The following is a 14,653-nucleotide window of genomic DNA, read 5'->3' on the forward strand; positions in this document are numbered from 1 at the left end:
CCCCTCATGAGAGGGGGTTGAGGCATCAGGCTTCTACTGTTCGCATCAGGGTGGCCAGCTCATCCTTCACTGACTGAACCTGCGGGCCGATAACTACCTGCAAATTGTGCTGGTTTAATTGTACCACGCCGATGGCCCGGTTGGCCTTCAGGGCGTTGGTATCCACTTTTGCCATATCCGCCACCGACAGGCGCAGGCGGGTAATGCAGTTGTCCAGTGAGGTGATGTTATCCGCACCGCCCAGCGCCGCCAGAATGGCTGGGGTGTTATACCCGGATTTGCCCACGGTACCGGTAACCGCCTGCTCAACGCTGGTGGCCGTATCGGTATCGCGGCCCGGCGTTTTCAGGTTAAAGCGGGTGATGGCGAAGCGGAAGATACCGTAGTATACCGCGAACCAGATAGCCGCCACGACCGGCACCAGATACCACTTGGTGGACAGACCGTGCAGGATCCCGAACACCACGAAGTCGATGACGTTGCCGTCGGTGTTGCCGATGGTCACGCCCAGCACCGCCATCACGGTGAAGCCCAGACCGGTCAGCAGCGCGTGAATGAGATACAGCACCGGCGCAACAAACAGGAACAGGAATTCGATAGGCTCGGTGGTGCCGCCGACGACGCAGGCAATCACGCCGGAAATCAGCAGCCCTTTAATTTTATGACGGTTTTCCGGGCGCGCGCAGTGGTACATTGCCAGCGCGGCACCCGGCAGGCCGCCGAGGAAGGCCGGCATTTTGCCCTGAGACAGGAAGCGGGTGGCGCTTTCGGAGAAGCCGTGGGTGGTCGGGCAGCTCAGCTGCGCCTGGAAGATGGTCAGCGCACCGCTCACGTCGTGACCGCACACTTCCATGGTGCCGCCCGCTTCGGTGAAGCGAATCAGGGCCACCAGGATATGCTGCAGGCCAAACGGCAGCAGCAGACGTTCGCCGGTGCCAAAGATCATCGGACCAAAATCGCCCGCGCCGTTGATGATGCGGCCAATGCCGTTAATGCCCATCGCAAAGACCGGCCAGATTAGCGGAATGATCAGGCCGAACAGACCCATGACCACCAGAGTGACGATCGGCACGAAGCGGGTACCGCCGAAGAAGGCCAGGGCATCCGGCAGGCGGATATTGTGGAAGCGCTCGTGCAGCATCCAGATAATGACCCCCGCGATTACCGCCCCGAGGATCCCGGTATCAATAGACTGGATACCAATCACGCTCTGGATGTTGTTAGCCTTCAGCACGGCAGCGTCGGTGGTCGGCAGAATGCCTTTCGCGGTCAGCCAGAAGTTAACCGCCAGGTTCATCACGGCGTAACCCACAAACCCGGCAAACGCCGCGACGCCTTTGTTCTCGCGGGCCAGGCCCAGCGGGATGGCGATGCAGAACATCACGGGCAGGAAGCTAAACGCGAAGGAGCCGACCTTACTCATCCAGATAAAGATCGCCTGCAGCACAGGGGTACCGAGGAACGGGATCAGCGTGATGACGTCTTTACTGCTTAGCGAACTGCCGATCCCGAGCATGATCCCGCAGAATGAGAGGAGTGCCACGGGGAGCATAAAGGTTTTACCCAGTTGCTGGAAAAACTCCCACAGCGATATTTTTTGTGCCGCTTTCGCCGTCATAAAACGACTCCTTTATTGTTAAAATCAATTTATCTGCTTCAATGCTGCGAGAAGATAAAACGTTTTATCAAAGTTTAGTGCGCGCTGAATCACATTCTCAGGCTTTGACTGGTAGTATAAAGATAACGTATTGATAAAACGTTTTACCGATCTCATTTCAGGGAGTCACGCTGACACATGGCTGTAGCGAAAAAAGTCACCATCAACGATGTCGCGCTGGCGGCGGGGGTTTCCGTCAGCACCGTTTCTCTCGTGCTCAGTGGAAAAGGGCGCATCTCGCCCGCAACCGGCCAGAGGGTGAACGAGGCGGTTGAACAGCTGGGCTTTGTGCGTAACCGTCAGGCGTCGGCGCTGCGCGGCGGGCAAAGCGGGGTGATTGGCCTGATTGTCCGTGACCTGACGTCACCGTTCTATGCGGAGCTGACCGCCGGCTTAACCGAAGCGCTTGAAGCGCAAGGGCGGATGGTCTTTCTGCTGCACGGCGGTCGCGAGGCCGATCAGCTGCTTTCCCGGCTCGATATGCTGCTGAATCAGGGAGTGGACGGGGTGATCGTTGCCGGGGCGTCGGGCGTGGGCAGCGAGCTGTGCGAGCGTGCCGCCGAAAAAGGCGTGCCGCTGGTGTTTGCCTCGCGCGCCAGTTACCTGGACGAGGCCGACACGCTGCGCCCGGATAACATGCAGGCTGCGCAAATGCTGACCGAGCATTTGATTCGTCGCGGCCATCAGCGCATTGCCTGGCTGGGCGGCAAAAGTTCGTCCCTGACGCGCGCCGAACGGGTCGGCGGCTACTGCGCGACGCTGATTAAATACGGCCTGCCGTTCCACAGTGAATGGGTCGTGGAGTGCGAATCCAGCCAGAAGAAAGCGGCGGAAGCGATTGGGGCACTGCTGCGAAGCAGCCCGACGATCAGCGCCGTAATTTGCTACAACGATGTGATTGCCATGGGCGCGTGGTTTGGCCTGATCCGCGCCGGGCGTCAGAGCGGTGAAGGGGGCGTTGAAACCTTCTTCGGCCACCAGGTGGCGCTGGGGGCGTTCGCCGACGTTGGTGAGAACGCGCTGGACGATCTCCCCATCGTCTGGGCCACCACCCCCGCACGCGAGATGGGCTACACCCTGGCGGACAGGATCATGCAGCGCATCGACAATACGGATGTCCAGGCCGGGCACCAGATTGTGGCGGCACGGCTGGTGACGGTGAAGTAAATCAGCTCTGCCGCGTAAGAGGGTTGAGCGTCAGCTGTGTCTCCAGTGCCTCTATAAATTTTCGCACTTTTGCTGGGATCAGGCGAGAAGTCGGGTAAACAGCCCAAATGGCCAGCGATTCCGGCTGAGCATCTTCAAGGACGATCCGCACGAGTTTACCCTCTGTAATTGCAGGCTCTACGTACCAGCGAGATAAATTTGCGATGCCGAGTCCCCCCTGGCAAGCCTCGAAAATTGCCTCAATCGAGTTAGCCGAGAATCGGCCTGACACCTTTTGTTTGTAGCGCTGTTCACCCTTTTCAAATGACCAGTGTGTCGTATCTGAGATGGTCAGGCAGCTATGTCCAGCCAGATCGTTAAGTAATTTCGGCGAACCGTACGCAGCCAGATACTCCGCGCTGGCGCAAAGCTCGCGGGGATTATCACAGATGCGGTGTGCAACCAACCGGTTATCGCGCAGCGGGGCAATGCGTAACGCCACGTCTATGCCTTTCCCGACAATATCAATCTGATCATCGGTTGCCAGCAGGTCAACCTGCAGGGCCGGATGTTGCTGCATAAACAGCGGCAGCATTGGCGCGACGATCTTGCGCCCAAACGCCGCTGAGGCGGTAATGCGAAGGCGTCCGGACAGGTGCGTACCATCGGGAAACAGATCGGCAAGCGCGTTATTTTTATCTTCCAGCAACGCCTGTGCATGAGGCAAAAAAACCTCCCCATCGCTCGTGGGTGAGAGGGAGCGCGTGGTGCGATGCACCAGCCTGACACCCAGCTCAGCCTCAAGATTATTAAGAGACCGTGACGCCGCCATGGCGCTCATTGAGAGCCGACGCGCGGCGCCCGCCAGGCTACCTGCCTTAATGGCTTCGACAAACACTTCAACGTCTTCAAGCTTCATTATATCGTTTTTCGTTACTCTGCCTTATCAAAGTACATATCTACAGTATTTATCGTTGTGCTGCCATAGTCTCTTCACATCCTGAAAACATGAATCTGGAGTGAAGATGAAAAAGTTGAAAACGGTTCTGGCATTCAGCGGCCTGTTCCTGGTAAGTGCCGCCTGGGCTGACGCACCTGCGCAGGTGAAACAGCAGGTCCCCGGCTATTATCGTCTGGCGGTAGGGGAATACGAGGTCACGGCGCTGTTCGACGGCTATAATGACCTTTCGCCGTCATTACTACACGGGCTTTCAGGCGACAAGGTTCGTAAGCTGCTGGATCAGAATAAAATTGATGCCGAACGCATGCCGACCGCGTTTAACGCTTTCCTGGTTAATACCGGGAAACATCTGGTCATGATTGACAGCGGAGCGGGACACTGCGTGCCGCAAACGGCAGGCCAGCTGGTCAACAATATGAAAGCATCAGGCTATCGTCCTGAGCAGGTTGATACCATTTTCCTGACGCATCTTCATCTTGATCATGTTTGTGGCCTGAGCGACGCGGACGGTAAAGCGTTGTTCCCCAATGCGACCGTCTACGTACCGCAGGGGGAGGCCGACTACTGGCTCGATCCGGCAAAAGAAGCGAGCGCGCCGGCTAATGCGAAGGATTATTTCGCTATCGCCCGAAAAGCGTTATCTGAGTATAAAGCGTCAGGACACCTTAAAACCTTCGTTCCGCCAGCTTCGCCTATCCCGGAAGTCCAGACGGCCTATGCCGTTGGTCATACGCCTGGCAGTACCGTTTATCGCTTTGCGTCCCAGGGAACGGCTATTAACTTCATTGGGGATCTGATCCATGCGCCTGCCGTCCAGTTCCCGCATCCTGAAGTATCTATTCGCTTTGATGTCGATTCGAAAAAAGCCATCTCGTCCCGGGCGCAGGAGTTTAACGCGCTGGCGAAAGACGGTGAGTGGATGGCTGCAGCGCATCTGCCTTTCCCCGGTATTGGGCATATCACCGCCTGGCAGCAGGGATATAGCTGGAACCCTGTAAATTACGGTCCTTATCAACGTGCGGCCAACGTGCCTCTGCTGAAATAAAGTGAGGTTACGACCATGAAAAGTTACACCGTAACGGCAAACGGCATCCGCCAGTTTGTGGTTGAAGAGGGTGAAGGCGCGCCAGTTATTCTCCTGCACGGTTTTCCTGAAACAAACTATGCCTGGCGCTTCCAAATACCGGTATTGTCCCGGCACTACCGCGTAATCGCGCCGGATTTACGAGGATATGGCGAAACGGATAAACCGGCTTCTGGCTATGATAAACGGAACATGGCGCGGGACATCCGGGAGCTGATGCGTGCGCTGGATTTACAGAAGGTGGTGCTGGTGGGGCACGATCGCGGCGCGCGCGTCGCGACGCGGTTCGCAAAAGATTCCCCTGAGCTGGTGGATCGTCTGGTGGTGATGGATAACGTGCCAACGCGCATTGTGGCGCGCGATTTGAATGCGTCCATCGCCCGCGCATACTGGTTCTTCCTGTTCCATCTCGTGCCCGATCTTCCGGAAGCGCTGATTGCAGGTCGAGAAAATATCTGGCTGCGCCACTTTTTCTCGGACTGGACCTACGATCCGTCAACCATCAGCGGCGAGGCGTTTGACACCTATGTTCGGGCGTATCAGGCGCCCGGAGCCGTGCGAGGCGCGATGGCTGACTATCGCGCCAACGCAGAAGATGTGGCGCAGGATCTTGCCGACGCTGACGTGAAAATCGCGTGTCCGGTAATGTCGCTGTGGGGCAATGATTTTCATGCGGTCGGCAAGCTCTTCGATATGCAAAGCGTCTGGGCTGAAATGGCGGATAACCTTCGGGCGTACGGTATCGACGAGTGCGGCCATCTTCCTCAGGAGGAACAGCCTGAGAAAGTTAACGCACTGCTGTTGGATTTCCTGCAGGGATGGAAGGGATAACGGTAATAAAAAAACCCCTCATGCGAGGGGCTTTGCTGTTTACTTCTGCGGTGCCGCCGGGTCTGCTGGCGCTGCCGGTTCAGCCGGTTCCGGCATCCCCAGCGTGGGCATACCAAACATGCCGACAAACTCTTCCAGCGGCATTTTGTCGCCGTTGAGCGTGACCTGGCCGTTGGCGTACTGCAGGCTGGTAGAAATCGTGTTGTTATCCACCTTCGTGATGCGGAACATCTGGCCCATGGCCGCCAGACCTTTCACCTGCTGGTTCGCCAGCTTGCCGGCATCTTCATCGCCGTAGCCTTCCAGCTTCGCAATCTGGGTCATAAACTCGGTCGCCATATCCATCGGGATGGTCAGCTTGCTGTCGAGCGACTTCACGCTACGATCCACTTCCTGCGCCAGCGTCTGCGGTTCACCCGTTGCGGCTGCAGGATCTTTCAGGAACAGCGACAGGTTAAAGCTGGTTTCGCCTTTGCTGTTTTTCCAGCTCAGCGGCGCAACGGTGACCACCGGCTCGCCTTTCAGCAGGATCGGCAGGTTATTGAACAGCACCGCCATCGCCTGCTGCTGGTACACCTCAGGGTTCTGCTGCAGCGCGGCGTCGGTCAGCAGCGCCTGGCTCTCTTTGCTGTATTTCTGGCTAAACTCGTGCCACGCCTGACCGTCGATATTGCCGATCTTCAGCGACAGCTTGCCGGTGCCCAGATCCTGATTCTGCACTTTCAGGCTCTTCAGGGTGTAATCCAGCTGGGTGTTGATGCTCTTACCGTCTTTAGATACGTCGGATTTACCGTTAACGTCCATGCCTTCCAGCACGGCCATCTCTTTCCCTTCAATTGCGATAGCAATCTTATCAACGGAGAGCTTCTGGTCGCCGATACGCTCTTTAAAATCGGTCATACGGCTGTTGCCGTCGGCTTTCAGGTTGTTGAAGGTGAGCTGAACCTTCTGATTATATTCGTTCACGGCGTTGACCAGGCCACTTTCCGCTTCACCCGTCATGGAGAAGACGTTGCCATCCCGATCTGCATCAAGTTTGAAATGACCGCCGCTGAAGGCGACTTTCTCGTTCTCTTTCTCGTAGTTCAGCGCTTTCAGCGCGATATCAGAGCTGGTATCACCGGAGTAGCTAATACGGGTATTAATGTCGAAAGGTGACTCATTCTTTGCCAGGTCAAACAGCGGTTTAGTGACGTCGTTATTCACCAGCACGGTATGAACTGACGCCATGGACGGGATCAGGTTAAACGACTTCAGCTGCGCCAGCGGCAGCGGACCGTGGCTTACCACTTCATCCAGCACCACGCTCTGGCCCGGCTTCAGCCAGCCGTTTGCTGCACCGGCCACCGGCTTCACCACCAGCTGCATACGGCTGGTAAACACGCCGCGCTGATAGTTCTGATAGCTCAGCTCCAGACCCGCCTCCGGCGCGCTGCGCTTAATTTCTCCGTTAGCCTGTGCCACCATCTCAGCCAGACGGCTTTCCAGCTGTTTCCCGGTAAACCAGGAGGCACCCGTCCAGACCACGCCTAACGCTACAATCACTCCAACCGCTACGACCGATTTTTTCATTGCGACTATCCCTAAAATGAAACCAGGCGGTAAAAACCGCCCGGAGATATTAAGCCTGCAACTAGCTTAGCAAGAGTTGTTAAAAAATTCAGTAAGTGCTTAAAGCTTATTAAAAACGCGCGCCAGGCGACCGGCGCCGCTTACGCTAACCGGAGACTCATTGGCTGCAACGAATGCTGACTCACCGGGCTTAAGCACCAGACGCTGTTCGCCTTTATGCAGCGTCGCTTCGCCCTCCACGCAGAACAGGATCGCCGCGCTCTCCTGCGCAATGGCGGTTTCGGCCTGGCTCAGGTCGTGCAGAGAAAACGCAAAATCCTCAACCGGAATCGGGAAGTCCAGCTCTGCGCCGTTTTTCACCGGCTGAGTCAGCAGCTCCGCGGCAGGCTTCGCCACAAACTTCACGTTGGCAACCAGCTCAGGGATGTCGATGTATTTCGGCGTCAGGCCCGCGCGCAGCACGTTGTCGGAGTTGGCCATCACCTCCAGTGCCACGCCCTGCAGATAGGCGTGCGGGGTTTCGGCGAACAGGAACATCGCTTCGCCCGGGTTCAGCTTCACCACGTTCAGCAGCAGAGGGGAGAACAGGCCGCTGTCGTCCGGGTAGAATTCGGAAATCAGGCGGATGGTCTCCCACGGCTCACCCTGCTGGCTGTCCAGGGCCGCTTTCAGCACCGCCAGCGCGTGAGATTTCTCTTCACCCTGCATATTCAGCAGGCTGGCGAACAGCTGGCTCAGCGCGTCTGCGTTCGGGTTTTCGAGGAAGTGGGCGATAGCCTTGTTGGCACCCGCGACCGGCTGCAGCAGGGAGATAATCTCTGAAAACTCGCGGAACGCGTTCATCGCCAGGAACGGGGTCAGCGCAAACACCAGCTCCGGCTTGTGGTTAGGATCTTTGTAGTTACGCTCTGCGGCGTCTAACGGGATACCCGCCGCGTTCTCTTTCGCGAAGCCAATTTCAGAGGCTTTCTTGTTCGGGTGAACCTGGATCGAGAGCGGCTGGTCGGCGCACAGCACCTTGAACAGGAACGGCAGTTCGCCGAAGCGCTGAGCCACCTTGTCGCCCAGCAGCGCGGTTTTATCGGCATCAATCACGTCACGCAGGCTGCGAACCTGGCCGCTGGCGTCTTCAATTTTTGAGCTGCTCTTCGGGTGCGCCCCCATCCACAGTTCCGCCATCGGCAGGTTGTTCGGGTTCGCGATACCGTAGAGATCCGTTAACGCAGTTTTACTTCCCCAGGCGTAGTTTTGCACTGAGTTAATGAGTTTTTGCATTATCAAGCCCTGATTCAAATGTGGAATTAACTCCGGGTATTAAAGCAATAAACCACGTGGAAGTAACCTGTGGATGTAAAAAGTCGTACTAGTCTCAGTTTTTGTTAAAAAATTGTGTAGGATAAGCTGACTCGCTTTTAAGCCGGGCAGCGGAACATCTGCCCTGAATAAACAGACCGAAGCAGTAAGTGAGAGAACAATGTCGAATAAACCCTTCCATTATCAGGATCCTTTCCCCCTCAGCAAGGATCAGACCGAGTATTACCTGTTAACCCGCGATCACGTCTCCGTCTCTGAGTTTGAAGGACAAGAGATCCTCAAGGTGGATCCGCAGGCGCTGACGCTGCTGGCGCAGCATGCTTTCCACGACGCCTCGTTTATGCTCCGCCCCGCGCATCAGCAGCAGGTTGCCGATATCCTGAGCGACCCGCAGGCCAGCGAGAACGATAAATACGTTGCCCTGCAGTTCCTGCGTAACTCAGACATCGCGGCGAAAGGCATTCTGCCAACCTGCCAGGACACCGGCACGGCGATCATCGTCGGTAAAAAAGGCCAGCGCGTCTGGACCGGCGGCGGTGATGAAGCGGCGCTGGCGCATGGCGTCTACAACACCTACACCGAAGACAACCTGCGCTATTCGCAAAACGCGGCGCTGGATATGTACAAAGAGGTCAACACCGGTACCAACCTGCCCGCGCAGATCGATCTCTACAGCGTCGACGGTGACGAGTACAAATTTCTCTGTATCGCCAAAGGCGGCGGTTCAGCCAACAAAACCTATCTCTACCAGGAAACCAAAGCGCTGCTCACCCCGGGCAAGCTGAAGAACTACCTGGTTGAGAAGATGCGCACCCTCGGCACCGCGGCGTGCCCGCCGTACCATATTGCCTTCGTGATCGGCGGTACCTCGGCGGAAAGCACGCTGAAAACCGTCAAGCTGGCCTCAACCAAATACTATGACGGCCTGCCTACCGAAGGTAACGAGCACGGCCAGGCGTTCCGCGACGTGCAGCTTGAGCAGGAGCTGCTGGAAGAGGCGCGTAATCTGGGCCTCGGCGCGCAGTTTGGCGGCAAATACTTTGCCCACGACGTACGCGTGATCCGTTTGCCGCGTCACGGCGCATCCTGTCCGGTCGGGATGGGCGTCTCCTGTTCTGCAGATCGCAACATCAAGGCCAAGATCAACCGCGAAGGCGTGTGGATCGAAAAACTGGAAAACAACCCGGGCAAATACATCCCGGAAGAGCTGCGTAAAGCGGGTGAGGGTGAAGCGGTTCGCGTTGACCTGAACCGTCCGATGAAAGAGATTCTGGCGCAGCTTTCGCAGTACCCGGTCTCGACCCGCCTCTCCCTGAACGGCACGATTATCGTGGGCCGCGACATCGCGCACGCGAAGCTCAAAGAGCGTCTGGACAACGGTGAAGGGCTGCCGCAGTACATTAAAGATCACCCGATCTACTACGCGGGCCCGGCGAAAACGCCTGAAGGCTACGCCTCTGGCTCGTTAGGCCCGACCACGGCAGGGCGTATGGACTCGTACGTTGACCAGCTGCAGGCCAACGGCGGCAGCATGATCATGCTGGCGAAAGGCAACCGCAGCCAGCAGGTGACGGACGCCTGCCACAAGCACGGCGGCTTCTACCTCGGCAGCATCGGCGGACCGGCGGCGGTACTGGCCCAGGGCAGCATCAAGAGCCTGGAGTGCGTGGAGTACCCGGAGCTGGGTATGGAAGCGATCTGGAAAATCGAAGTAGAAGACTTCCCGGCGTTTATCCTCGTGGATGACAAAGGTAACGACTTCTTCAAGCAGATCCAGTCGTCCCAGTGTTCGGCGTGCGTGAAGTAATTCTGTAAATTGCCGGGTGGCGCCAGCGCCACCCGGCATCAAAAAGAGCGCACAAAGCGCCATAACGTTTCTCAGAAGTCATCAATACTTATCCCTTAAGCATGTGAGCAATCCCTCTTTTGTTATCAAGGAGAAAGTAATGACAACGGTACGCCATGAGAAAGATTCTATGGGCGCAATCGCGGTTCCGGCCGACAAGCTGTGGGGCGCGCAAACCCAGCGTTCGCTGGAGCACTTCCGTATTTCGACCGAAAAAATGCCCGTCTCGCTGATTCAGGCGCTGGCGCTCACCAAACGCGCCGCCGCGAAAGTGAACCAGGATTTGGGCCTGCTGGACGCCGATAAAGCCACCGCTATCATCAACGCCGCCGACGAAGTGCTGGCGGGCAAGCATCCCGATGAATTCCCCCTCGCTGTCTGGCAGACCGGTTCCGGCACCCAGAGCAACATGAACATGAACGAAGTGCTGGCGAACCGGGCCAGCGAGCTGCTTGGCGGCGTGCGCGGCATGGAGCGTAACGTCCACCCGAACGATGACGTCAACAAAAGCCAGAGCTCTAACGACGTCTTCCCGACGGCGATGCACGTGGCGGCGGTAATTGCCATTCGCGAGCAGCTGATCCCGCAGCTCAACGTGCTGAAATCCACGCTTAACGAGAAAGCGCAGGCCTTCCGCGACATCGTCAAAATTGGCCGTACGCACCTGCAGGACGCCACGCCGCTGACCCTCGGCCAGGAGATTTCCGGCTGGGTGGCGATGCTGGAGCACAATCTGAAGCATATCGAGAACAGCCTGCCGCACCTGGCGGAGCTGGCGCTCGGCGGGACGGCGGTCGGTACCGGGTTAAATACCCACCCCGAATACGCGGTACGCGTGGCGGAAGAGCTGGCAAGCATTACCGGACAGCCGTTCGTCACGGCGCCCAACAAGTTCGAAGCGCTGGCGACCTGCGATGCGCTGGTCCATACCCACGGCGCGCTGAAGGGGCTGGCGGCCTCGCTGATGAAAATTGCCAACGACGTGCGCTGGCTGGCTTCCGGTCCGCGCTGCGGCATTGGCGAAATCAGCATCCCGGAAAACGAGCCGGGCAGCTCTATCATGCCGGGTAAAGTGAACCCGACCCAGTGCGAAGCCATGACCATGCTCTGTTGTCAGGTGATGGGCAACGACGTGGCCGTCAACATGGGCGGAGCGTCCGGCAACTTTGAGCTGAACGTCTATCGCCCGATGGTGATCCACAACGTGCTGCAATCTGTTCGTCTGCTGGCAGACGGGATGGAGAGCTTTAACGAACACTGTGCGGTAGGGTTTGAGCCCAACCGCGAACGTATCAGCCAGTTGCTCAATGAATCCCTGATGCTTGTGACTGCACTCAATACCCATATCGGCTATGACAAAGCCGCGGAGATCGCTAAAAAAGCGCATAAAGAGGGGCTGACGCTGAAAGCCTCCGCCCTGGCGCTGGGCTATCTCACGGAGGCGGAGTTTGACGCCTGGGTTCGTCCGGAAGCGATGGTCGGCAGCCTGAAATAATCATCCCGCCACGTACAGGTGCAGCCGCGGAATAATCAGCTGTAGCGGCTGTGCCTGAGGTCTGTAACGGTGCTGAACATTTTCAGCATCGTAATTCAGCAGTTCCCCAATATCGGGCACCACCGCGCCCTGGTTGGCATCGTAAAGCGCAATCAGCGGCGTCGGGCAGGCATACTGCACCTGCTTTTGCTGACCGGAATACCAGACTCGGGCGATAGGCTGCACCTTCACCGGCCGCTTTATCTTGAGGCGCGTATCCGCCGGAAGCGAGGCGATGCTGTGGTACTCCTGCTCCAGGCGCTCAATCCACTGTTCACGCGACCACGGCGCGACGGTGCGCGGCGTCTTCAGGCTTTTTTCCAGCTGCGCCAGAATCTCATCCCGGGTGAAGTTTTTAATGATGTGTTTATTCGCCCAGCCGAAGCGCAGCGTGGCGGGGTGACGCAGTACCGTCAGGGTTCGGTAGGCATTCAGAGTAATCAGCCCCGGAAGCTGGCGGTGCACCCACTCAAACCGCGCGGCAGGCGCGAGGCCGGACTCTTCGGTGATGATCTTTTCAAAGGCCGCTTTCAGGGTGTTGATATGCGTAATCTGGCTTTCCAGCGCTTCACGCGTTATCGCATCGGTTTGCAGACAGATGACGCCCGGCAGGCGCACGGCGGCCTTACTGCTGCGGTTTTCTGACTGCTGCTGGATAAACAGGCGACGATAGTGCTTCAGTGCCCGTTCAAGAGCGGCATTGCCGATGTGCTGTTCGACCTCGATGGCATCCAGCGGATCGTGCTCGGCCCCTTTAGCCACATCGGGCAGGGTAAAGACGCGCGCGGCCAGCAGACGGCAGGCCTGCAAGCGCTCGGTCAGGGTCAGTAGCTCATGTTCTATTTCCCGAAACGTGCTGTTCAGCCGTTCGATGAGATCGTAAGTTGCCATAAACACCCTCATTAGTTACAACATACTTATCATATAGCACAGCACACCGGGTCAGGCCAGCGTGCGGGTGAGGTCAGGCAGGAACGGGAAGGGCGATGTTATGGTACACCGGCCAGCTAAAGCAGAAGCGCGCGCCGCCGAGCTCGCTCTCCTCGCAATGCACCGTGCCCCCCATCGCCTGCGCGATTGAGTAAACAATTGCCAGCCCCAGGCCGCATCCACCGGTGGCGCGATCGCGGCTGGGGTCGAGGCGGACAAACGGTTCAAACACGGTTTCTCGCGCTTCCGGGGCAATTCCCGGTCCGTCGTCCTCCACCGTCAGGCTGGCCCGGTTGCCCTGCAAATCCAGGCCAATCTGGAGCGTACTCTCGCTGTAGCGCATGGCGTTGTTCATCAGGTTGTCCAGCACGCGCTCCATCAGGCGCATATCGAGCGCGCCGTAATCACCCGGCGTGACGCGCGTCAACAGCGTGCGCTGCGGGTTTACGCTCTGAACATCATCAATGTGGGTTTGCAGCCAGGCGGGTAGGTCCGGCGTGCTGAGGTTCAGCTCGTTCTGCGGACGATCGAGACGCGCGTAGGTCAGCAACTCCTCAATCAGCGCTTCAAGCTGGCCAATGTCGCGGTTCAGGGCCTGAGACTCCGCTTCCGTCAGATTTTCGCTCATCTCCAGACGGTAGCGCAGACGAACCAGCGGCGTGCGCAGCTCGTGCGCAATCCCGTCGATCAGCTGCTTTTTACTGGCGATCAGGGCATTGATGTTATCAGCCATCTGGTTAAAGGCCACGCCCAGACGCTCAAAGCTGGAACCGCTGTCGAAGTGAATGCGCTCGGTAAAATGCCCCTCGCCAAAACGCTGCGCGGCGGACTCCAGCTTCAGCATGTCCTGCCAGTGGGGGCGCATCCAGATAAAGACCGGAAACGCGAGTGAAATGGCGATAAAGGCCATCAGCGCCATATCCAGCAGACGCATCTGGTGCAGATAATAGAGATAGGGCACCGGCCCGACGGCCAGCACGTAATGGCTGCGCGGGATGCGCTGGATAAAGGTGTATTTCTCATCCAGCGCGACGATATCCCCGTCGCGCAGGCGCTGCATGGCGGGTGGATCCAAATCGAAATCTTTTAACGGCTCGATGCGTAAATCAAACGACAGGTTCAGATCGAGCTCTTTGAGGGTTTTTGCCCAGTCGTGCGGCGGGATCTCTCTCAGCTCGCTGCGCATCAGATACAGCGAGCTTTTCATCAGATCGTCCAGCGACTGCCTGCCCGCACGTTCGGCGGTGAACTTATAGACCAGCCCGACCAGCATGGTCATCACCAGGAAGCAGACAAACAGCAAAAGATAAAACTGCACAAACAGCTTTTTCATTGGATCTCACCGAAAAAACGCTTTGTGCAGAATATACATGAAAACCCGTCGATATTTTCATGTCTGTGAAGCGTGTTACATGGCTTTCGCGCTGTTTTTTACCCTGGCGATGAGTGTTTCCGTTACGGCCAGTCCTTCCGCAATGTGCGGTTCAATCACGGCGGTCCCAAATTCGTTAATTAAATCCAGAAGAATTTCGTAAAACTGGATGAGTTCAAGGAGATCAATGAGCGCTTTTTGATCGGCGCGTGAGAGGGAGGAATGGCTAAGCGCAGCCTGATTAACAATCCATTCAAGATTGGTTTTGATGGCTTCGACTTCGTGGTAGCTATACATAGTTCATGGGCTTAAATCCTCATTTCAAGATTTTATGGGAGAAATGTGCTGAAAAGGTGTGGGTTTATAGCCGGCCCGGTGAGGCTTTAAGAAAAGAATGTAGGAATGT

12 protein-coding genes are annotated in these 14,653 nt (G+C 57.2%); 5 read left to right on the forward strand and 7 right to left on the reverse strand.

All coding sequences use genetic code 11. The annotated features are described in order from the left end of the window. Positions 1-25: 25 nt before the first annotated feature. Entirely contained in the window at positions 26-1,618 is a 1,593-nt protein-coding gene (malX, locus tag ACR42C_RS10170; protein ID WP_116340344.1) for a maltose/glucose-specific PTS transporter subunit IIBC, read from the reverse strand. A 177-nt stretch (positions 1,619-1,795) separates the two neighbouring features. Between malX and ACR42C_RS10175 the strand changes: the two genes are divergently transcribed. Beyond that, positions 1,796-2,824, forward strand: coding sequence for a Mal regulon transcriptional regulator MalI (locus tag ACR42C_RS10175; RefSeq protein ID WP_046091759.1), 1,029 nt, complete (start codon positions 1,796-1,798; stop codon positions 2,822-2,824). A gap of 1 nt (position 2,825) precedes the next feature. Here the strand turns inward: ACR42C_RS10175 and ACR42C_RS10180 are convergent, their stop codons facing one another. After that, positions 2,826-3,722, reverse strand: coding sequence for a LysR family transcriptional regulator (locus tag ACR42C_RS10180; RefSeq protein WP_479985075.1), 897 nt, complete (start codon positions 3,720-3,722; stop codon positions 2,826-2,828). Positions 3,723-3,828: 106 nt separating this feature from the next. Here ACR42C_RS10180 and ACR42C_RS10185 point away from each other — a divergent pair, with 106 nt between their 5' ends. Next, on the forward strand, positions 3,829-4,809 hold the full coding sequence (locus ACR42C_RS10185; RefSeq protein WP_479985076.1) for an MBL fold metallo-hydrolase: 981 nt from the start codon (positions 3,829-3,831) through the stop codon (positions 4,807-4,809). Positions 4,810-4,824: 15 nt separating this feature from the next. After that, positions 4,825-5,679, forward strand: a complete 855-nt coding sequence (locus ACR42C_RS10190) for an alpha/beta fold hydrolase (RefSeq protein WP_479985077.1) — start codon at positions 4,825-4,827, stop codon at positions 5,677-5,679. A gap of 39 nt (positions 5,680-5,718) precedes the next feature. On the opposite strand, the gene ACR42C_RS10195 is transcribed toward ACR42C_RS10190, so the two are convergent. Both ACR42C_RS10195 and manA read right to left on the reverse strand, forming a co-directional pair. After that, entirely contained in the window at positions 5,719-7,251 is a 1,533-nt protein-coding gene (locus ACR42C_RS10195; protein WP_479985078.1) for a YdgA family protein, read from the reverse strand. A 99-nt stretch (positions 7,252-7,350) separates the two neighbouring features. Further along, complete coding sequence (gene manA / locus ACR42C_RS10200) at positions 7,351-8,526, reverse strand: mannose-6-phosphate isomerase (protein WP_479985079.1); 1,176 nt, start codon at positions 8,524-8,526, stop codon at positions 7,351-7,353. A 199-nt stretch (positions 8,527-8,725) separates the two neighbouring features. Between manA and fumA the strand changes: the two genes are divergently transcribed. Beyond that, the gene (fumA, locus tag ACR42C_RS10205) at positions 8,726-10,372 is read left to right on the forward strand and encodes a class I fumarate hydratase FumA (protein ID WP_061715401.1); all 1,647 of its coding nucleotides are present in this window, start codon (positions 8,726-8,728) and stop codon (positions 10,370-10,372) included. 139 nt (positions 10,373-10,511) lie between these two features. After that, positions 10,512-11,906 carry a class II fumarate hydratase gene (fumC, locus tag ACR42C_RS10210; protein WP_479985080.1) on the forward strand — a complete coding sequence of 465 codons (1,395 nt, stop codon included), beginning with the start codon at positions 10,512-10,514 and terminating at the stop codon, positions 11,904-11,906. On the opposite strand, the gene tus is transcribed toward fumC, so the two are convergent. From tus to ACR42C_RS10225, 3 genes are all read right to left on the reverse strand, one after another. Continuing rightward, positions 11,907-12,836, reverse strand: a complete 930-nt coding sequence (gene tus, locus ACR42C_RS10215; RefSeq protein ID WP_479985081.1) for a DNA replication terminus site-binding protein — start codon at positions 12,834-12,836, stop codon at positions 11,907-11,909. It abuts the gene before it with no gap. Positions 12,837-12,909: 73 nt separating this feature from the next. Continuing rightward, positions 12,910-14,208 carry a two-component system sensor histidine kinase RstB gene (gene rstB / locus ACR42C_RS10220; protein WP_116340323.1) on the reverse strand — a complete coding sequence of 433 codons (1,299 nt, stop codon included), beginning with the start codon at positions 14,206-14,208 and terminating at the stop codon, positions 12,910-12,912. A 75-nt stretch (positions 14,209-14,283) separates the two neighbouring features. Next, positions 14,284-14,544: a hypothetical protein gene (locus ACR42C_RS10225; RefSeq protein WP_479985082.1), complete on the reverse strand. Its 261-nt coding sequence runs from the start codon at positions 14,542-14,544 to the stop codon at positions 14,284-14,286. Between the last annotated feature and the right edge of the window lie 109 nt (positions 14,545-14,653).

The organism is Enterobacter sp. MG-EB028 (assembly GCF_056673305.1).